The organism is uncultured Lactobacillus sp. (assembly GCF_947367125.1).
Classification (GTDB): domain Bacteria; phylum Bacillota; class Bacilli; order Lactobacillales; family Lactobacillaceae; genus Lactobacillus.
This window is the reverse complement of the sequence record NZ_CANBCQ010000041.1, coordinates 1-21,785: the sequence shown is the minus strand read 5'-3', so window position 1 is coordinate 21,785 and position 21,785 is coordinate 1. Positions and strand designations below refer to the sequence as shown.

Sequence of the window (21,785 nt, the reverse complement as noted above, 5' to 3'; positions counted from 1 at the left end):
CCTACTTTGATTAAATAAATAATTAAAAAATCAATTTACGAGAAAGATCTATTTACACAAAAGATTTGACAGTTTCTAATTGTTAGCTTCAATAGGGATTTCATTATAACGTTTTTCACCGTTAGTAAAAGTAATTTGTCCAGCTAATAAATTAGTTAAATCTTTTTTAGGCTGTTCTTGTTGGTCAGTATCGACAAAAATATGAATTTTCACATCAACACCATATTCGATATTAGAGATAAAGATTTTTTGCTGTTTTAAATAATGCTCAACTTCATCAAACCGCTTATAGAGCACACTGAAAACTAATTCTTGTTGTAAGACACGCTTGATTACGCCGACCTTTTCTACAACGTTAGTCACACTGTTAGAATAAGCGCGAATTAAGCCGCCAGCTCCCAATTTAATGCCGCCAAAGTATCGAGTTACTACTACTGTGACATTTTTCAAATTCATTAATTGCAACGCCTTTAACTCTGGCACACCGGCAGTACCAGATGGTTCGCCATTGTCGCTTTCTTTTACTTGATCATCATTTAGGCCGATGGTATAAGCAAAGGTATTATGGTTGGCATTGCGGTATTTTTTGGAAATTTCTTGAATAAAAGCGTTAGCCTCATCGGTTGTTGTGGTACGAGCAATGCTGGCAATGAATCTGCTTTTTTTGATAATTAATTCACCAGTACCATTTTCTTTAATAGTTAAAAAATTTTCTTTTTCTAACAAAATAATCGCCTCTTTTTGCGTAATAAATAATAGGAGGTAAAGATATGGAAGATTTAACCCTATTATCAGGTCGTCAATGGATTGTTAGTCAAGAGGATTCTAGCATACTTGACGGATGTAGCAAAATTCCAGTAATTGAAAATGGCAGCTGTAATCGTTGTGGCACTCAAGTTAAGAGCAAATTACCTAATGGCAAATATTATTGTCGTGGCTGCATAGGTTTAGGGCGTGCTAATGAAGGAGATTGGCTGGTTAGAAAAAAGAGCCATGGCAATAATTTTGACTCTGTTAAAGATGGTGGCTTAACTTGGCAAGGAAAATTAACGCCATTGCAACAAAATATTTCTGATAAGCTGGTGCAGAATTTTGAGCAAAAAAAGCATACTTTAGTCCACGCTGTAACTGGTGCAGGTAAAACAGAAATGCTCTTTCAATTAATTGCTCAATGCATGAAAAAAGGTCAGCGCGCTTGTATTGCCACTCCCAGAATTGATGTCGTCAATGAACTGTTTCCGCGTTTTTCGGCAGCATTTGCTCAACTCGAAATTGGCAAATATCATGGACGCGAATTTAAAGAAGCAGGAATGGAACAACTAACAATTTGTACTACGCATCAATTAATGAAATTTTATCAAGCCTTTGATTTGCTAGTAATCGATGAGGTAGATTCATTTCCTTATGTGGGCAATCCGCAATTGCATTTTGCGGCAAAAAATGCAGTCAGGGCAGATGGCGTACGAATGTATTTAACAGCAACTCCCACTGAGGATTTGCTGTTAGAAGCTAAAAAAGGAAAATTAGAGATTTTACGATTGAATCGGCGTTTTCATGGTGGCTTATTGCCGGTGCCTAAAGAAAAGCTTTTTATCAAACCGTTTTTGCAAAAAAAGCAAATTCATCCTAAATTATTGCAAGAAATTAGGAAGGTTATCCAAAGTGGTCATCCCTTATTGCTATTTGTGCCGCGAATTGAAGAAATTCCGCTGTATCAAGAAGTTTTACAGAAAAAGTTCAAAATAAAGATGGCAGGTGTTCATGCTCAAGATCCGCAGCGCTTAGAAAAAGTACAGGCATTTCGAGAATGCAAATATGATTTATTATTAACCACGACAATTTTAGAGCGTGGGGTAACTTTTAAAAATGTTTGGGTGATTATTATCGCTGCCGATGATCTGATTTATACAGCGGCAAGCTTAGTACAAATCGCGGGACGAGTTGGTCGGGCTAAGGATGATCAAACGGGCCTAGTTTTGTACTGCTATCATCGTTATACCAAGAATATTCGTCAAAGTATTAAGCAGATAAAGGAAATGAACCAATGAGAGTTTGTTTGTTATGTGAGCAAGAATTTACACCAGCAGTGCAGTTTGCCCGGTTATTTTCTTTTAAGTCAGTTCGAAAAAGCAAAATTTGCCTGCAGTGTTTAAAACAATTTGAAAAATTAACAAGCAATCGATGTTCTGCTTGTGATAAGGAATTAGATCAAGGATTTATCTGTAATGATTGCAAAAAGTGGCAAAAGATTTATGGCGAGAATCTTTTGCACAATCATGCCCTTTATCGTTATAATTCTGCTTTTCATGATTTGATGGTGGCTTATAAAAGACGAGGCGACTATGTTTTAAGAGAAGTATTGCAAGAATTATGTTACGGCTACTTGCAAAAGACCGAATATGATTTATATATTCCGGTGCCTACTTCGCCGGAGCATCAAGATAGGCGTCAGTTTGATACAATATCGGCTATTTACGCTGATATTGTGCCGCTAACACAGCTTTTAATTAAAGAGTCGGGTAGTCATGCTCAAGGGGAGAAAAACAAAGAAGAGCGGCTAAAAACGCCGCAGAGCTTTTTGATTGATAAAAATATAAAAATCAAGGGAAATATAGTCTCAGGAAAAGTATTAATTTTGGATGATATTTACACGACTGGTCGTACGCTATATCACGCGCGAGACTGTCTACAGCAAGGTTTTCCAGGGATGCAAATTGAAAGCTTTTCAATTTGTCATTAGATTTATTATGAAACGCTTACATTTTTTGGTATAATAAATTTGTAAAGAAAACCGCGTAGCGGTGAAAGGAGAATCTTATATGTTAAAGTACAATGTTCGTGGGGAAAATATTGAAGTAACTGATGCTTTGAGAAGTTATGTAGAAAAGCGGTTAAACAAGTTAGAGAAGTACTTCGAATTAAATCAAGATGTGATTGCACACGTAAACTTGAGAGTATACCGTGACCACTCAGCTAAAGTTGAAGTTACTATTCCTTTACCATACTTAGTTTTGAGAGCTGAAGAAACCACGGATGACATGTATCGCAGCATTGACTTCGTTTCTGAAAAACTCGAACGTCAAATTAGAAAGTACAAGACTCGTGTAAACAGAAAGAGTCGTGAAAAAGGGTTACAAGATTTCTTCGTGGAACAACCTGAAGAAGAAGAAAAGAAGCCTAGCGAATTCGATATTGTTCGTAACAAGCGCGTCAGCTTAAAGCCAATGGATCCAGAAGAAGCTATTTTGCAAATGGATATGTTGGAACACGATTTCTTCGTATTTGAAGATGCGGAAACTAACGGCACTAGTGTTGTTTATCGTAGAAATGATGGTCGTTACGGCTTAATTGAAACTAACGAATAAACGGGTTAAAATATCTTTTAACATTGAAACCTCGCGTGAGTTTGCGCGGGGTTTTTTGTATGAGACATTTTTCTTTTGACAGCAATCATGTTAAAATTAATCTGTATTTTTAGACTTTACGACATATAAGGACCGATTTAATGGCAAATATTTTAAAGAAATTATATAACGATGATAAACGAGAACTTAAAAAGTTTGAAAAAATCGCAGATAAGGTAGAAGCTCATGCAGATGAAATGAGCAAGTTATCTGATGAACAATTGCAAGCGAAGACTCCAGAGTTTCGCGATCGCTTGAAGAAGGGCGAAACTTTAGATGATCTTTTACCAGAAGCTTTTGCGGTTGCCCGTGAAGGTGCTAAGCGTGTATTAGGCCTTTATCCTTTCCGCGTGCAGATTTTGGGTGGTATTTCATTGCACTTTGGTAATATCTCTGAAATGATGACTGGTGAAGGTAAGACTTTGACTGCTACTATGCCAGTTTATTTGAATGCACTTGAAGGTAAGGGTGTACATGTTGTTACTGTTAACGAATATCTTTCAAGTCGTGACGAAGAGGAAATGGGACAACTTTACAAGTGGTTAGGTCTTACTGTAGGTTTAAACTTGAACTCAATGTCACCTGATGAAAAGCGTGAAGCTTATAACTGTGATGTTACTTACTCAACTAACTCAGAATTAGGCTTTGACTATTTGCGTGACAACATGGTTGTTTACAAGGAGCAAATGGTACAACGTCCGCTTAATTATGCGATCATCGACGAAGTTGACTCTATCTTGATTGATGAAGCTAGAACTCCTTTGATTATTTCTGGTGAAGCACAACAAGCTAATAGTGATTACATTCGGGCTGATCGCTTTGTTAAGACTTTGTCAGAAGACAAGAGTGATGATGACGCCGATGATGATGAAGATCATGGCGATTACAAGATTGACTGGCCAACCAAGACAATTGCTTTAACTAAGACTGGTATTGAAAAGGCTTGTGAACACTTTGGTTTAAAGAACTTGTACGATGTTGAAAATCAAAAGTTGGTTCACCACATTGACCAAGCTTTACGTGCCAACTACATTATGCTTAAGGATATCGACTATGTAGTTCAAGACGGTGAAGTTTTGATCGTTGATTCATTCACTGGTCGTGTAATGGAAGGCCGTCGTTATTCAGATGGTTTGCACCAAGCTATCGAAGCTAAGGAAGGCGTTAAGATTCAAGAAGAATCAAGAACGCAAGCTACGATCACTTACCAGAACTTCTTCAGAATGTATAAGAAGTTGTCAGGAATGACTGGTACTGCTAAAACTGAAGAAGAAGAATTCCGTGAAATCTACAACATGCAGGTAATCACGATTCCTACTAACCGTCCAATTGCCAGAAAAGACATGCCTGATATTTTGTATCCAACTTTGGATTCAAAATTCCATGCAGTAGTTGAAGAAATTAAGAAGCGACACGCTAAGGGACAACCTGTTTTGGTTGGTACTGTGGCAATTGAAAGTTCTGAACGACTTAGCAACTTATTGGATGAAGCAGGTATTCCACACGCAGTTTTGAACGCTAAAAACCACGCTAAGGAAGCTCAAATTATCATGAATGCTGGTCAACGTGGTGCAGTAACTATCGCTACTAACATGGCTGGTCGTGGTACTGATATTAAGCTTGGGCCAGGCGTTAAGGAACTTGGCGGTTTAGCAGTTATTGGTACTGAACGTCACGAATCACGTCGTATTGATAACCAGCTTCGTGGTCGTTCTGGTCGTCAGGGTGACCCAGGTTACACCAGATTCTATTTGTCACTTGAAGATGACTTAATGAAACGTTTTGGTGGTGACCGAGTAAAGGACTTCCTTGATCGTTTATCAGATAATGATGATGACAAGGTAATCGAAAGCCGCTTGATTACTCGTCAAGTTGAATCAGCTCAAAAGCGGGTTGAAGGTAATAACTACGATACTCGTAAGCAAACTTTGCAATACGATGATGTTATGCGTATTCAGCGTGAAATTATCTATGGCGAACGGATGCAAGTAATTGATGCTGACAAGTCATTGAAGAATGTTTTAGTTCCAATGATTCATCGTACTATTGATAGTCAAGTCGACATGTTTACTCAAGGTGATCGGAAGGATTGGCGTTTGGATTCATTGCGCGATTTTATTTCTTCAAGTTTAACTTCAGATGAGGTAACTAGTTCAATTGACTTTAAGACGATTAGTGTTGCTGATTTGAAGAAGAAACTTTACGATATTGTTGAACAAAACTTTGAAGATAAGGAAAAAGCTTTGGGTGATCCTAGCCAAATGCTAGAATTTGAAAAGGTAGTTATCTTACGTGTTGTTGATGATCGCTGGACTGATCATATCGATGCGATGGATCAATTACGGCAATCAATTGGGCTTCGTGGTTATGGTCAATTAAACCCATTGGTTGAATATCAAGATTCTGGTTACAGAATGTTTGAAGAAATGATTTCAAATATTGAATTTGATGTAACTCGTTTGTTCATGAAGGCTGAAATTAGACAAAATCTTAGTCGTTAATAAAGAAAAAGGGGAGTTAATAGCTTCCCTTTTTTTGCAATAAATAAAGGAATAGCAGGTAAAAAATATGGAAATTAGTGAAATTCAAAGTGTGTTAGATGAATTGAACAAGCGTCTAAATCACTTTAGGGGGTCTCTTTGACTTAGATGCAATTGATGAAAGCATCGAAATAAATGAAAGCAAAATGGCCCAGCCTGATTTTTGGGATAATCAAGAAAAAGCGCAGAAATTAATCAGTGAGACTAACTTGTTAAAAGAAAAAAGAGATTCTTTTAACAAGCTGCAAGCTAGTTACGAGGATGAAATTACTGCAGTTGAGCTATTGCGTGAAGAGCCTGATCCTGATTTACAAAAAGAAGTTGAAGCTGATTTGGCAGTTCTACAAGAAGACTTCCGTAATTATGAACTAGATTTGCTTTTGTCAGGCAAATATGACAGTCATAACGCCTTGATGGAAATTCATCCTGGTGCTGGTGGGACGGAAGCAATGGACTGGGGCCAAATGCTTTTAAGAATGTATCAACGTTACTGTGATACAGCTGATTTTAAATTTGAAATCAATGATTACGAGTCTGGCGAAGAAGCTGGAATTAAAAGCGTTAGTGCAAGAATTGTCGGCAAAAATGCTTATGGGATGCTGAAATCTGAAAATGGGGTTCATCGGCTAGTTCGAATCTCGCCATTTGATTCAGCCAAAAGACGTCATACTTCATTTGCTTCTGTCGAAGTAATTCCAGAAGTTGATGATAGTATTCAAATAGATATTGATCCTAAAGACTTACGGATTGATGTTTACCGTTCTAGTGGTGCTGGTGGCCAGCATATTAATAAAACTTCAAGTGCCGTTAGAATTACTCACTTACCGACAGGTATTGTAACTACCTCACAGGCGCAGCGTTCGCAACTACAAAACCGTGAAACTGCAATGAATGAATTAAGGGCTAAACTTTTTCACTTAGAAGAGGAGAAAAAGCGAAAACAAAAACAAGCCCTTAAGGGTGATCAAAAAGAAATTGGTTGGGGTTCACAAATCAGATCGTATGTTTTTCATCCTTATAACATGGTTAAAGATTTACGCACTAACTATGAAACGGCTGATACTCAAGGGGTAATGGATGGAAAATTGCAGCCATTTATTTATTCATATTTACAATGGCTGCTTAGTCAAGAAAATCCAGAATAGATTAAAAATGAGTTTAATGGAAATTGTAATACTAGTTTTAGTAGCCTTAATTATTTTAAGTTTGTTGTTTGTTCTATTTAAAGCTTTTATCTTGCTTTTGCCGGCAGCTGTCATTGCAATTTTATTAATTTGGCTTATTTATAGGTTTACTGGCAGAAAAAATAAAGATAATATGCCAAGTAGTGGAAATTATCATGAGTGGTTTAATTCTAGCTCTTCTAGTTCGAGACCTCGAAAAAAGGCTAGAAATGTCACCACTAAAGATATTGATAAATAGTTAGGAGGCCGCATATGGCTGATGAGGTTAAATTAAGCAAACTGATTCAAGATAATCAAAGTATTCTTGAAGTTTATCAAGGGCAAGAATATGTCAAAAACGAAGAAATTTATGTTTCTGATATTTACCGTCCAGGATTGGAGTTAACCGGTTATTTTGATTTTTATCCTGCACAGCGAATTCAGTTGCTGGGTCGCACAGAAATTTCATATGCGGCACGCTTAGACCATGATATTAGGATGCATGTCTTTAATAAGATGTGTACTGAAGCGACACCATGCTTTTTAATTTCACGCTCTTTACCAGTGCCGGAAGAATTGTCTGCAGCTGCAGAAGAACACAAAATTCCGATTTTACGTACAAGAGAATCTACCACGTATATTTCCAGTATTTTAACTGAATACTTACGTGCACGTTTAGCTAAAAGAACTAGCATTCATGGAGTTTTAGTTGAAATTAAAGGGATGGGTGTCTTGCTAACCGGTGCATCTGGTGTTGGTAAGTCTGAAACTGCTTTGGGTTTGGTTCAAAGAGGCCATCGCTTGATTGCAGATGATCGAGTAGATGCCTTCCAAAAAGACCATAATACAGTTGTAGGTGAAGCGCCTAAGATTTTAAAGCATCTAATGGAAATCAGAGGAATCGGCATTATCGATGTGATGAACTTATTTGGTGCTGGTGCTGTTAAAAATAGAACCGAGATTCAACTGGTAATTAATTTGGTTAATTGGGATCCTAAGGCTAACTATGATCGCTTAGGTTTTCAAGAAAATACACGTGAAATCTGTAATGTGCCAATTCCACAAGTAAATATTCCGGTTAAGGTTGGACGTAATATTGAAATTATTATTGAAGTAGCAGCAATGAACTTTAGAGCTAAAAAGATGGGCTATGATGCTACGCAAACTTTTGATAACAATTTAACTAGTTTAATCTCAGAACACTCAAAGGAAGACACGAATAAGGAACTACATAATGACTAGTTTAATAATTAATCCAGTAGCTTTTCATCTAGGAAGTTTAAGCGTTAAATGGTATGGCATTATTATGGCAGTTGCCATTGTTTTGGCCTGCTTGATGGCAATTAATGAAGGAAAAAAGCGGCAAATTATTCCTGATGACTTTGTTGATTTATTGTTATGGGCGGTACCTTTAGGTTATGTTGGTGCTCGAATTTATTATGTGATTTTTGAATGGAGCTACTACTCACAGTACCCAGAACAAATCATTGCCATTTGGAATGGTGGGATTGCCATTTATGGTGGATTAATCGCCGGTTTAATTGTACTGTTAGTTTTCTGCTATAAGCGTATGTTACCGCCATTTTTGATGTTAGACATTATTGCACCGGGGGTAATGGCCGCCCAAATTTTAGGGCGCTGGGGCAATTTTGTTAATCAGGAAGCTCACGGTGCGCCAACTACGCTTCATTTTTTACAAAGTTTACATTTACCGCAATTTATCATTGCCCAAATGAAAATAGGTGGGACATATTATCAACCAACTTTTTTGTATGAATCATTTTTTAATTTAATTGGTTTAATTTTAATTTTGTCCTTGCGTCATAAGAAACATCTCTTTAAGCAAGGGGAAGTTTTCATGACCTATCTTCTTTGGTATAGTGTAGTGAGGTTCTTTGTTGAAGGAATGAGAACAGACAGCCTGTATATTTTTGGTATAATACGAGTATCACAGGCATTAAGTTTAATCCTTTTTATTGGTACAATTACCTTATGGATTTATCGGCGCAAGGTCGTTAAGCCAAAATGGTATTTGGATGGTAGTGGATTAAAATACCCGTATTCTAGAGATTAGAATTAATAAAAAGATTTTATTTAGAAAGTTTGAGAGAAAAAATGACAAAGATTGCAGTTTTAGGTAACGGTTCATGGGGTTCAGTATTGGGTTCGATGTTAGCCGATAATGGTAACGATGTAACTCTTTACGGTAACATTGATAGCGTTAATGAAGAAATTAATGCTCACCATACTAACAGTCATTATATGAAGGACTGGAAGTTGAATGAAAATGCCAAAGCTACTGGTGACTTAGAAGAGGCTCTTAATGGTGCAGAATTAGTTTTGTTTGTTTTACCAACTAAGGCCGTTAGAATTGTTGCTAAAAATGTTCGCAAAGTTTTAGATAAAACAGGTGCTAAGCCTTTGTTAGTTACTGCAACTAAAGGAATTGAACCAGGCAGCAAGAAGCTTATTTCTGAAATTTTAACTGAAGAAATTTATCCAAATGATGAAGATAAGATTGTGGCAATTTCAGGACCTAGTCATGCTGAAAACGTTGCTCAAAAAGATTTAACTGCTATTGCTTGTGCTTCAACAAATGAAGAAAATGCCAAGCGCGTACAAGAACTCTTCTCTAATGATTATGTTCGTTTCTACACTAATGATGATTTAATTGGTGTTGAAGTTGGTGGGGCAGTTAAAAACGTAATCGCCATTGCTGCTGGTATTTTAGTAGGTCAAGGCTATGGCGATGATGCTAAAGCTGCTTTGATGACTAGAGGTTTGGCAGAGATTACTCGTTTGGGTGTGCAATACTTTGGTGCTAAACCGATGACCTTCTCAGGCTTATCTGGTATTGGGGACTTGATCGTAACTTGTACTTCAGTTAATTCACGTAACTGGCGTGCAGGTAAGCAAATTGGTGAAGGCAAGACTTTAGACTACGTTTTAAAGAATATGGGACAAGTTGTTGAAGGTGCAACTACTGTTAAGGCTGTTCACGAATTAAGCGAAGAAAAGAATATTGATATGCCAATTTCAGAAGCAATTTACCGTGTTCTTTATGAAGACGCTAATGTTGCTGAAGAAATTAAGAAAATGATGGGTCGTTCACCTAAGTCAGAAATTCGTCTTTAAAAACAAGCAAAAAGGTTGGCAATAATTTAAATCTATTGTATTATTTACTTATCGAAAGTAAGTAAAAAGGAGTGCAATTATGGCCGATAAATATGATGTAATTATTATTGGTGCGGGCCCTGGTGGAATGACCGCTGGTTTATATGCTGCACGTGCCAACTTAAAGATCCTTGTTCTTGACCGTGGACCTTATGGCGGTCAAATGAACAATACTGATGCGATTGACAACTATCCTGGTTTTTCTGAGATTAAAGGTCCCGAACTTAGTCAAAAGATGTATGACACAATGATGAAGTTTGAACCAGATTATAAGTATGGCAATGTGCAAACAGTTAAACTTGACGGTGAAGACAAGGTTGTTAAGACTGACGATGGCAATGAATATCGTGCGCCAATCGTAATTATTGCAACGGGCTCAGATCACAAGCATTTGAATGTGCCTGGTGAAGAAGAATATTCAGGCAAAGGTGTTTCTTATTGTGCTGTCTGCGATGCTGCTTTCTTTAAAGATGAAGATGTTGCTGTAATTGGTGGTGGCGATTCAGCAATTGAAGAAGGTATTTATCTTTCTCAATTGGCTAAGAGCGTAACAGTGATTCATCGTCGTGATCAATTACGCGCTCAACCAACTTTGCAAAAGCGTGCGTTTGCTAACAAGAAGATGCGTTTCATTTGGAACGCTCAAACTGAAGAGATCTTGGGTGATGACATGAAGGTCACTGGCGTCAAGTATCGTGATAAAGAAACTGGTACTGAAAAAGAACTTTCGATTGCTGGCGTCTTTATTTACGTTGGTGTTTTGCCACAGACCGCACCATTTAAGGATCTTGGTATTTTAGATGATCAAGGTTGGATTATCACTGATGATCATATGGAAACTAAGGTACCTGGTATCTTTGCATTAGGTGACGTTCGTCAAAAAGATTTGCGTCAAATTGCCAATGCCGTTGGTGAAGGTAGTGTAGCTGGTCAAGCTGCTTATAATTATTACCAAGATTTGCAAGATAAGAATAATTAATTGATTTTTAAGACATGTTCGCTTAGGACATGTCTTTTTTCATCTAAAACTTAAATTAATGAACAATAAGTTTTATAATTAATAACAGATAATAGAAAATGTTAATAGTTTAAAAGCAGCTTTAGAAATCCAATTTTTAATGAATAGAGGACATTGATGGACGCTAAAGAAATTTATACTCAGTGGCAAAACGCTACTAATTTACCAGATTATTTAAAAGATCAATTAGATACTTTAGGCAAAGATGAAAAATGGATCGAAGATGCCTTTGGACAAGATATTAATTTTGGTACTGCGGGGATGCGTGGTCGACTTGAACCAGGTACTAACCGAATTAACTTGTTTACTGTCGGTCGTGTCACAGAAGGCTTAGCTCGTTTAATTGATGAAAATGGCGAGGAAGCCAAAAAGCGTGGTGTGGCAATTTCATTTGATTCAAGATATCATTCAAGAGAATTTGCTGAACATGCTGCTAGAGTTTTAGGTGCACATGGCATTCATGTTTACTTATTCGATGATTTACGCCCAACACCAGAACTTTCATATGCGGTACGTCATTTACATACTTTTGCCGGTATTAATATCACTGCTTCACATAATGCTAAGCAATACAATGGTTACAAGGTTTATGGTGAAGATGGGGCACAAATGGCTCCAGAAAATGCTGATCGACTTTTTGCTTATGCTCAGAAGGTAACAGATATCTTTGCTGTAAAAGCTGCACCAGTCAGGGAATTGCGTGCTAATGGCACTTTGCAATTAATTGGTGAAGACGTTGATGAAGATTACCTTAACGAATTGAAGCAAGTAACTGTTGATCCAGCAATGGTTAAGGCTAATGCAGATGAGTTGAAGATTATTTATACGCCACTTCATGGTACGGGTAAGATGCTTTATGATCGTGCATTTAGACAAGGTGGCTTTGATAATGTGATTCCTGTGCCTAGTCAATCAATTATTGATCCAGAATTCCCAACCACGATTAAGCCTAACCCAGAATATCGTGATGTCTTTGAACCTGGCTTTAAGTTGGCTGATAAGGTAAATGCTAATGTAATTATTGCCACCGACCCAGATGCCGATCGAATGGGTGCTGCCGTAAGAAAGAGCGATGGTGATTTCCAAGTTCTGACTGGTAACCAAATTGCTACTTTGATGGCTTATTACTTATTGGCTCACATGAAAGAAAACGATCAATTAACACCAGACTATGAGATTGTAACTTCCGTTGTTTCAAGTGCTTTGCCATTTAAGATTGCTGAAGACTTCGGCATTAAGACCAAGCATGTTTTAACTGGTTTTAAATATATTGGTGAAGAAGTTGACCGGATGAAAAAGGCCGGCGATGCTAAGTTCTTGATGGGCTTTGAAGAAAGTTACGGCTACTTATTCAAACCATTTGCACGTGATAAGGACGCGATGCAAGGTGCTTTGATGTTTGCCGAAGTTGCTTCTTACTATGCTTCACGAGGTATGACTGTCTTTGATGGCTTGCAAGAAATTTGGCAAAAATATGGTGTTGCTTACGAAATTACTCGGGCAATTGAAATGCCGGGCATTGGTGGCCAAAAGAAGATGGCTCAATTGATGAGCAAGTTGCGTAATGAACATCTGACTGAAATTGGCGGTAGCAAAGTAGTCAAAATCCAAGACTTTTTGCAAAAAGAAACCATTGAAAATGGAGAAAAGACTCCACTTGAAGGTTTCCCTGAATCAAATGTCTTGAAATACTTCTTAGATGACGAAACATGGGTAGCTCTTCGTCCATCAGGTACTGAACCTGTAATCAAAGCCTATGTTGGCGTAAATAAGAAGGATATTGCAACTGCTGAAAAAGCCGCTGAAGATTATCAAAAGGCATTAGCAGATTTACTTAAATAATTAAGCATTTTACGTGCGAAAGCACGTTCGCGGTAGTAAAATATAGATACTAATTAGAAAAGTTGGACTTAAGTTGTCCAACTTTTTTCTTGAGGAGTTTTTTCATGATTAAACGACAAAAAAATCGCAAATTTGAATTAGTATCCAAGTTTAAGCCAGCGGGTGACCAAAAGCAAGCCATTGATAAATTAACTGCTGGTTTTAAAAAAGGTTATAAGGAGCAGATCCTGGAAGGGGCAACTGGTACCGGTAAAACTTTTACCATGGCCAATATTATTGCCAATTTGAATAAGCCTACTTTGGTAATTACCCACAATAAAACTTTGGTAGGACAACTGTATGGGGAATTTAAGAGTTTTTTTCCACATAATGCAGTAGAGTATTTTGTTTCATATTATGACTACTATCAACCAGAAGCTTATGTGCCCCAGTCAGACACTTATATTGAAAAGGATTCTGCGATTAATGACGAGATTGACCAATTGCGTCACGCAACTACATCAGCTTTAATGGAGCGAAATGATGTCATCGTTGTTGCATCAGTTTCCTGTATTTATGGTTTGGGTGATCCTAAAGAGTATGCACGTAGTGTATTGATGATTCATGAAGGCGAAGAGTATGATCGTAATACCTTGTTGCGTGATTTAGTCAATATCCAATATGACCGTAATGATATTGACTTTCAACGGGGCCGCTTCCGTGTACGTGGAGATATAGTTGAAGTTTTTCCAGCAGGAAACTCAAATCATGCTTACCGAATTGAATTCTTTGGTGATGAGATTGATCGAATTGTTGAAGTTGACTCATTAACTGGTGAAGTAATTGGTGAGCGTGAAAGCATTTCTCTTTTCCCAGCTACTCACTTTATGACCAATGATGAACAATTAAGACGGGCTTTAGGAGCAATTTCTAAAGAAATGAAATTGCAGGTTAAAAAGTTTGAAGGCGAAGGTAAGCTACTAGAAGCTGAAAGAATTAAGCAGCGGACTACCTATGATATGGAAATGATGGGTGAAGTAGGTTATACCAACGGAATCGAAAACTATTCACGCCATATGGAAGGCAGAAAAGCTGGCGAGCCGCCATACACATTGCTTGATTTCTTCCCTGACGACTTTTTGATTTTAATTGACGAATCACATGCAACAATGCCTGAAATTAGAGCAATGTACAATGGTGACCGGAATCGTAAGCAAACTTTGATTGATTATGGCTTCCGTTTACCATCAGCACTGGATAACCGCCCGTTAAAATTGCAAGAATTTGAAAAACATGTTAACCAAATTTTGTATGTTTCTGCTACTCCTGGTGACTATGAATTAGCGCGGACTGATCATAAGGTTGAACAAATTATTCGGCCAACTGGTTTGCTTGATCCGAAAATTGAAGTAAGACCAATTGACGGGCAAATTGATGATTTAGTTGGTGAAATTAATAAGCGAATTGATCGTCATGAGCGAGTATTTGTTACTACTTTGACTAAAAAAATGGCGGAAGATTTAACTGACTATCTCAAGGATCTAGGGATTAAAGTACGCTATTTGCATTCAGATATTAAAACTTTAGAAAGAATGCAAATTTTGCGTGATTTACGTTTAGGCAAATTTGATGTTTTAATCGGGATTAACTTGCTGCGTGAAGGAATTGATGTTCCTGAAGTTTCTTTGGTAGCAATTCTTGATGCAGATAAGGAAGGTTTTTTGAGAGCATACCGGCCATTAGTTCAGACCATGGGACGGGCTGCTCGTAATGCCAACGGTGAAGTAATTATGTATGCCGATACGATTACTGATTCTATGAGAGCAGCGATTAAGGCAACTAAGCGGCGCCGTAAAATTCAAATGGAATTTAATCAAGAACATGGTATTACGCCTAAAACAATTATTAAGCCAATTCAAGATGTAATTTCAATTACTAAGCCATCTAGCGATAAGGAAGAAAAATCTGATAGTTTTGCCGATCTTAATTTTGATGAATTAACAGCTAAACAAAAACAAACGATGATTAGTAACTTGCAAGAACAAATGCAAGAAGCCGCCAAAAAGCTTGACTTTGAAGAAGCCGCAAACTTGCGGGATGCAATTATGGAATTACAAAAATCATCTAGAAAACCGAAAACAAGAAAAGGAAAGAACTTTAATGGTAAATGATAAGATTGTTATTCGCGGAGCACGTGAACATAATTTAAAAGACATTAATTTGACTATTCCTAAAGATAAATTAGTAGTTATTACTGGTTTATCAGGTTCTGGTAAGAGTTCCTTGGCCTTTGATACATTGTATGCAGAAGGAAGAAGACGTTATGTTCAATCGCTATCTAGTTATGCTAGACAATTTTTAGGTCAAATGGACAAGCCAGATGTAGATTCAATTGATGGTTTGAATCCAGCAATTTCAATTGATCAAAAAACCACCTCTCATAACCCACGTTCAACAGTAGGAACAGTTACCGAAATTAATGACTATTTACGTTTGCTTTGGGCTAGAGTGGGCCATCCGATTTGTCCAAACGATGGAACTTTAATTCAGCGGCAATCGGTGGATCAGATGGTTGATCGAATAATGGCTTTACCGGAAAGAACTAAAATCCAAATTTTAGCACCAGTTATCCGTGCTAAACGTGGTGAGCATAAAGAAGTATTTAAGCGAGTTCAACGTGCAGGTTATGTCCGCGTAATTGTCGATGGTGAAATGCATGAGATTGGCGAAGACTTTGAATTAGCCAAGAATAAGCGTCATTCAATCGATATTGTTGTCGACCGTTTGATTGTCAAAGATAGCATTAAGTCAAGACTTTTTGATTCAGTAGAAGCTGCTCTACGTTTATCAGATGGCTACATGAATGTTGATGTGATCGGTAGCGATATGCTTAATTTTTCTGAATATTATGCATGTCCTAAGTGTGGTTTTACTGTGGGTGAAATGGAACCGCGTTTGTTCTCTTTTAACGCTCCATTTGGTGCTTGTCCTGATTGTGATGGTCTAGGAATGAAGCTAGCCGTGGATGAAGATCTAGTAGTTCCTGATAAAAGTAAAACTTTAGCTGAAGGTGCCCTAGCTCCGTGGAAAAGTTCTAATTACTATACTGAAATGCTAGAACAAGCTTGCCAGGCTTTGAAAATTCCAATGGATAAGCCGTTTAATAAATTAACTAAGCGTCAGCGTGACATTATTTTGCATGGTTCAACGAAGCCAGTAAAATTCCATGTAACTGGTGATTTTGGCGTTAATGATACTACCCAACCTTTTGAAGGGGTAATGGTTAATGTTGAGCGCCGCTACAAACGTCCTATGTCTAAATTTATGCGTGACGTCATGGGCAAGTATATGACTGAACTTACTTGTTTGACTTGTCATGGCAAACGTTTAAATGAAAAAGCATTAGCGGTAAAAGTCATGGGTAAGGATATTGCTGAAGCTTCAGATCTGTCGATTGATAAAGCATTAGCCTTTTTCAAGGATGTCAAGTTAAGCGAGCAAGAAACAATTATCGCTAAGCCAATTTTAAAAGAAGTACGCGACCGTTTATCGTTTTTGGATAGTGTAGGACTTGATTATCTAACTCTTTCTCGTTCCGCCAACACTTTATCTGGTGGTGAAGCGCAGAGAATTCGTTTGGCTACGCAAATTGGTTCCAACTTGTCAGGAGTTATGTATGTGCTAGATGAACCATCAATTGGTTTGCATCAACGTGATAATGATCGTCTAATCGCTTCACTAAAGCGTATGCGTGATTTAGGCAATTCCTTAATTGTGGTTGAACACGATGATGAAACTATGCGGCAAGCTGATTATTTAGTAGATATGGGTCCAGGCGCTGGTGTTTATGGTGGTAAAGTCATGGCACAAGGAACACCAGCAGAAGTTGAACAGAATCCTAATTCTTTGACTGGTCAATATTTAGCGGGCAAGAAATTTGTGCCAGTTCCATTGACTCGCCGTAAAGGAAATGGCAAGAAAATCACAATTACTGGAGCACAAGAAAATAATCTAAAGAATATTAATGTTGATTTTCCATTGGGCAAATTTATTGTAGTTAGTGGTGTTTCTGGCTCAGGTAAATCTACTTTAGTTAATATGATCTTAAAGCGGGCTTTAGCACAAAAGTTGAATAATAATTCGACTAAGCCAGGTAAGTATAAATCAATTAAAGGCTATAAAAATATTGAAAAGATCATTGATATTGATCAAAGCCCAATTGGTAGAACGCCGCGTAGTAATCCGGCTACATATACTAGTGTTTTTGATGACATTAGAACTTTATTTGCTCAGACTAATGAAGCAAAAATGCGTGGCTATACTAAGGCGCGTTTCTCTTTCAACGTTAAAGGCGGACGGTGTGAAGCTTGTCATGGCGATGGGATTATTAAGATCGAAATGAACTTCTTGCCTGACGTTTATGTTCCTTGTGAAGTTTGTCACGGTAGTCGCTATAATTCAGAGACTTTGGAAGTAACTTATCGGGGTAAAAATATTGCTCAAGTACTTGATATGACAATCAATGAAGCAACTAAGTTCTTTGAAAATATTCCTAAAATTCAGCGTAAATTACAGACAATTGTTGATGTGGGCTTAGGTTACGTTAAGTTAGGTCAATCTGCGACTACCTTATCTGGTGGTGAAGCACAGAGAATGAAGTTAGCGGCTGAATTGCAGAAGCTATCTACTGGTAAAAACTTTTACATTCTTGATGAACCAACTACTGGTTTACATACTGATGACATTAAGCGGCTGCTGGAAGTGTTGCAACGCTTAGTAGATGAAGGTAATACTGTTTTAATCATTGAACATAATCTAGATGTAATCAAGAATGCCGATTGGCTGATTGATTTGGGTCCTGAAGGTGGAGAACGTGGTGGTCAAATTGTGGCTACTGGTACACCTGAAGAAGTAGCACAGGTTAAAGAAAGCTATACAGGACAATACTTAAAGCCAGTTTTAGAACGTGATACTAAATTAACCAAAGAAGCCAAAAAATAGGATAGAAGTTAATAGTTTTTATTAGCCTTGAATAAGTGTAAAATAGGCACCAAGGAGGATAAAAATGGATATTTTTTCTAGTTCTAGAGATAATCGTGGCTTTGACTGGGGCGCATTTATCGCCGGTATCTTAATGGTAATTGTGGCGTTCTTATTATTACGTCACCCAGCTAAAGGTTTACATGCATTTGTATTAATTTTTGCTATTGTATCAATTGTTCAAGGTATTGTATGGCTGGCTGCTTACTCACGTTTTCGTGCATTTTTCACACGTAGTTGGATAGCAATCATATCAGGTGTACTAGACATCATTATTGGTGTTTTGTTTATCTGTTCTTATGATATTGGTGGTTTGACCATTGCTTACTTATTTGCAATCTGGTTCTTTGTTGATTCAGTTGTTGGTATTGTATGGTCATGGCACTTGCGTGAATATTCAACTGGATACTTTATCTTTAATTTGATTTTGAATATTTTAAGTTTGGTTATTGCCTTCTTCTTGATTATTAATCCACTTTTGGCAGCACTTAGTCTAGTATGGCTAGTTGCCTTCTGGTTATTAATCTTTGGTATTAACGAAATTGTAGTTGCATTTATGCATCGTTAATTTTTGATAAAAGTTGAAGCCGAAGGGCTTCTTTTTTTTGCACAATTATGACACACCCGGTATGATATAATTTATAAAGAGGAGAATTTATCATGGCTGATGAGAAAAAACAATTATTAATAGTCACAGGAATGAGTGGAGCAGGTAAAACCGTTGTAGCTCATGACTTGGAAGATATGGGCTACTTCGTAGTTGATAATCTTCCTCCGACTTTATTAGGCAGTTTTTGGGATTTGATCAATAATTCCAATGACTTTCATAAGGTAGCTGTGGTCATCGACTTACGGGTTAAGTCATTTTACCGTGATTTATTAGACGAGGTTAATTCACTAGAAGATAATGGCAATGTTCAAGCCACAATTCTTTTTCTAGATGCTTCAGATGATGTTTTAGTTGCACGGTATAAAGAGACCCGACGCCTGCCACCTCTTGCCAACAATGGCAAAGGACGTTTACTTGATGGCATTCAAGAAGAACGTCGTATTTTAATGCCAATTAAAAATAGATCAAACTATATTATTAATACTTCTAATTTATCCACTAAAGAATTAAAGCAGAAGTTAATTAATACTTTCAGCGATCACAAGCGGCAGCCATTTTCAATTGAAGTAATGTCATTTGGGTTTAAATATGGAATGCCAATTGATGCGGATATTGTGATGGATGTGCGTTTTTTGCCTAATCCATTCTATATTCCAGAACTTAGACCGTTTACGGGACTTGATAAGCGGGTCTTTGATTATGTGATGAATAAAGAAGAAACGCAAGTTTTCTATAAAAAACTATTAGATTTACTTGAGACAGCTATTCCTGGCTACATTAAAGAAGGAAAAGAAAAGCTGACTATTGCAATTGGTTGTACTGGTGGTCAGCACCGTAGTGTTTCAATTGCACAGCAGTTGGCACGAGATTTAGCTAAGAAATATCCAGTTGATATTACTCATCGTGAAGTAAGTCGGTATATTAGAAAGTAGGTGTGCGGTCAATGTCATATGGAGAGACAAGGATTGTCCGTGTGATTAAAGGCAGACGGCCCCGTGTAGTTGTAATTGGCGGTGGAACGGGCTTGCCAGTTATTTTGAATGCATTAAAGGATCAAAATGCAGAAATTACAGCAATTGTGACTGTTTCAGATGACGGTGGTTCATCTGGCTCAATCCGTAACTTTATTAATGTGGTTCCACCTGGTGATATTCGGAATGTATTAGTATCACTTAGTGATCTGCCACAAGAAGAGAAAAATATTTTTCAATATCGCTTTGATTCTTCTGATTCATTTTTCTCAGGTCATGCGATCGGTAATTTAATTATTGCTGCTTTAAATGAAATGCATGGCAATATTTTTGATGCAGTTCAATCTTTGTCAAAAATGATGAAAATCGATGGTCATGTTTTCCCAGCTTCAAATGAACCGTTGACTTTGAATGCCGAATTTGTGGATGGAACTACGGAATCCGGAGAAACTGAAATCACAGCTAAAGATAAACGAATCAAGCGTGTGTGGGTAACAGATACTGATTCAGATGAAGAGCCAAGAGCAGTTTTACCAGTGCTAGCTTCAATTATGCAGGCAGATGCAGTAGTGCTTGGACCGGGAAGCTTATTTACTTCAATTTTGCCTAACTTAATGATTTCTAATTTAGGTGAAGCAGTTCGTGAAACTGATGCTGAAGTTATTTATATTTGCAATATCATGACACAGCGAGGCGAAACTGATCACTTTAGTGATGCTGAACATGTGAAGGTGATTAATGATCATTTGGGTGGAAATTATATCAATACCGCTTTGGTTAACGGTGCAAAAATTGATATGAGTAAATTTCATCCGGAAGATTATGATGCCTATCTTGAACCGGTCAAAAATGATTTTGAAGGTTTGAGAAAACAGAATTGTCGTGTCATTACTGATGATTTCATTGATCAACGTCATGGATTAGTTTTTCATGATGGTGAAAAAGTAGGAAAAGAGATTATTAACCTGGCATTTGAAGCAATGTCACGTAAAAGATTGAAGGAAAATGATGGCTAGTTATGCTAGTGAGGTCAAAAAGGAGCTAACTTCGCTTGAGGTGCATCCAGAGCATGCCAAAGCAGAGTTAGCTGCTTTTTTGCGAATGAATGGTGTTTTAAATTTACATGATCATCAATTTAGTTTGGATATTACAACAGAAAATCCAGCAATTGCTCGGCGAATTTTTAAATTAATCAAAGTTGCATATGGAATTGAGCCATTATTGATTGTTTCACGCAAGATGAAATTGAAAAAGAATAATCAGTATTTGGTCCGTCTAAATCAAAATGTCCAAGCAATTCTAGAAAATTTGCAAATCTGGGATCCAGAAAAAGGCTTAGTTACTAGAATTCCTGAAAGAATTATGACTTCACGTGAAGGAGCAATGTCTTATTTGCGTGGGGCCTTTTTGGCTGGCGGCAGTGTGAATAATCCAGAAACCAGTCGTTATCATTTAGAAATTTATTCAACTTATGAAGATCACAATGAAGACCTATGTAAGTTGATGAATGATTATTTTTATTTGAATGCTAAAGTGACTAAGCGTAGACGAGGATACATTGTTTATTTGAAAGAAGCCGCTAAAATTGGTGACCTTTTACATATAGTTGGTGCTCTTAATGCAATGCTTAATTTTGAAGATTTGCGAATCATGCGTGATATGCGTAATTCTGTTAATCGTTTAGTAAATTGTGATACTGCCAATATGAAAAAGACAGCTTCAGCTTCAGCTAAACAAGTTGAAGATATTCAATTGATTGAACAAGAAGGTGGATTAGATGATCTACCTGAAAAGCTGCAAGTTTTAGCTCGGTTTAGATTAGCGCATCCAGAATTAACTTTAAAAGAGGTGGCTAATCAAATTCCTGATGGACCGATTTCAAAATCAGGAGTAAACCATCGTTTTAAAAAAATTCATGAGTTGGCAGAAAATTTAAGAGCATAATAAAAAGGAGCTTGCAATATAAGGGCTCTATAATTTTTCCTGTTGATGACTTATCTATATGATAAGCTGTTAACAGGATTTTTTATTGCAAAAAAGAGGA

General features: G+C 37.3%; 18 protein-coding genes. 17 read left to right on the top strand and 1 reads right to left on the bottom strand.

What is annotated here, in order from left to right; all coding sequences use genetic code 11:
• Positions 1–75: 75 nt before the first annotated feature.
• A complete protein-coding gene (locus Q0Y84_RS10480; RefSeq protein ID WP_297953367.1) occupies positions 76–726 on the bottom strand; it encodes a YigZ family protein in 651 nt (216 codons plus the stop codon).
• Positions 727–770: 44 nt separating this feature from the next.
• Between Q0Y84_RS10480 and Q0Y84_RS10475 the strand changes: the two genes are divergently transcribed.
• The 17 genes from Q0Y84_RS10475 (at position 771) to whiA (ending at position 21,685) form a co-directional block, all read left to right on the top strand.
• The gene (locus Q0Y84_RS10475) at positions 771–2,048 is read left to right on the top strand and encodes a helicase-related protein (protein ID WP_297953365.1); all 1,278 of its coding nucleotides are present in this window, start codon (positions 771–773) and stop codon (positions 2,046–2,048) included.
• Positions 2,045–2,740 (top strand): ComF family protein, encoded by a 696-nt coding sequence (locus Q0Y84_RS10470; protein ID WP_297953363.1) that lies wholly within the window; start codon positions 2,045–2,047, stop codon positions 2,738–2,740. Before Q0Y84_RS10475 ends, Q0Y84_RS10470 begins: the two co-directional genes overlap by 4 nt.
• 79 nt (positions 2,741–2,819) lie before the next feature.
• Positions 2,820–3,365: a ribosome-associated translation inhibitor RaiA gene (raiA, locus tag Q0Y84_RS10465; RefSeq protein WP_005718638.1), complete on the top strand. Its 546-nt coding sequence runs from the start codon at positions 2,820–2,822 to the stop codon at positions 3,363–3,365.
• A 140-nt stretch (positions 3,366–3,505) separates the two neighbouring features.
• Complete coding sequence (secA, locus tag Q0Y84_RS10460) at positions 3,506–5,905, top strand: preprotein translocase subunit SecA (RefSeq protein WP_297953359.1); 2,400 nt, start codon at positions 3,506–3,508, stop codon at positions 5,903–5,905.
• Between the two features lie 67 nt (positions 5,906–5,972).
• Positions 5,973–7,089, top strand: a protein-coding gene (gene prfB / locus Q0Y84_RS10455) for a peptide chain release factor 2 (protein WP_297953357.1) whose coding sequence is annotated in 2 segments (ribosomal slippage) — positions 5,973–6,044 and positions 6,046–7,089 — 1,116 coding nt in all. Because the reading frame shifts where the segments join, the coding sequence is not laid out codon by codon here.
• A gap of 7 nt (positions 7,090–7,096) precedes the next feature.
• Complete coding sequence (locus Q0Y84_RS10450) at positions 7,097–7,366, top strand: hypothetical protein (protein WP_297953355.1); 270 nt, start codon at positions 7,097–7,099, stop codon at positions 7,364–7,366.
• Between the two features lie 14 nt (positions 7,367–7,380).
• Positions 7,381–8,349, top strand: a complete 969-nt coding sequence (hprK, locus tag Q0Y84_RS10445) for an HPr(Ser) kinase/phosphatase (RefSeq protein WP_297953353.1) — start codon at positions 7,381–7,383, stop codon at positions 8,347–8,349.
• Complete coding sequence (gene lgt, locus Q0Y84_RS10440) at positions 8,342–9,181, top strand: prolipoprotein diacylglyceryl transferase (protein ID WP_297953351.1); 840 nt, start codon at positions 8,342–8,344, stop codon at positions 9,179–9,181. Before hprK ends, lgt begins: the two co-directional genes overlap by 8 nt.
• Before the next feature lie 41 nt (positions 9,182–9,222).
• Positions 9,223–10,242, top strand: a complete 1,020-nt coding sequence (locus Q0Y84_RS10435) for an NAD(P)H-dependent glycerol-3-phosphate dehydrogenase (protein WP_297953349.1) — start codon at positions 9,223–9,225, stop codon at positions 10,240–10,242.
• Positions 10,243–10,321: 79 nt separating this feature from the next.
• A complete protein-coding gene (trxB, locus tag Q0Y84_RS10430; RefSeq protein WP_297953347.1) occupies positions 10,322–11,260 on the top strand; it encodes a thioredoxin-disulfide reductase in 939 nt (312 codons plus the stop codon).
• Positions 11,261–11,416: 156 nt separating this feature from the next.
• Positions 11,417–13,141 carry a phospho-sugar mutase gene (locus Q0Y84_RS10425; RefSeq protein WP_297953345.1) on the top strand — a complete coding sequence of 575 codons (1,725 nt, stop codon included), beginning with the start codon at positions 11,417–11,419 and terminating at the stop codon, positions 13,139–13,141.
• 104 nt (positions 13,142–13,245) lie between these two features.
• Entirely contained in the window at positions 13,246–15,291 is a 2,046-nt protein-coding gene (uvrB, locus tag Q0Y84_RS10420) for an excinuclease ABC subunit UvrB (protein ID WP_297953343.1), read from the top strand.
• The gene (uvrA, locus tag Q0Y84_RS10415) at positions 15,281–18,121 is read left to right on the top strand and encodes an excinuclease ABC subunit UvrA (protein ID WP_297953341.1); all 2,841 of its coding nucleotides are present in this window, start codon (positions 15,281–15,283) and stop codon (positions 18,119–18,121) included. Before uvrB ends, uvrA begins: the two co-directional genes overlap by 11 nt.
• A gap of 64 nt (positions 18,122–18,185) precedes the next feature.
• Entirely contained in the window at positions 18,186–18,728 is a 543-nt protein-coding gene (locus tag Q0Y84_RS10410; protein ID WP_297953339.1) for a DUF308 domain-containing protein, read from the top strand.
• 92 nt (positions 18,729–18,820) lie between these two features.
• A complete protein-coding gene (gene rapZ / locus Q0Y84_RS10405; RefSeq protein WP_297953337.1) occupies positions 18,821–19,702 on the top strand; it encodes an RNase adapter RapZ in 882 nt (293 codons plus the stop codon).
• Between the two features lie 11 nt (positions 19,703–19,713).
• Positions 19,714–20,757, top strand: a complete 1,044-nt coding sequence (locus Q0Y84_RS10400) for a gluconeogenesis factor YvcK family protein (protein WP_297953335.1) — start codon at positions 19,714–19,716, stop codon at positions 20,755–20,757.
• The gene (gene whiA / locus Q0Y84_RS10395; protein ID WP_297953333.1) at positions 20,750–21,685 is read left to right on the top strand and encodes a DNA-binding protein WhiA; all 936 of its coding nucleotides are present in this window, start codon (positions 20,750–20,752) and stop codon (positions 21,683–21,685) included. The genes Q0Y84_RS10400 and whiA overlap by 8 nt, the downstream gene beginning before the upstream one ends.
• The last annotated feature ends 100 nt before the right edge of the window (positions 21,686–21,785 follow it).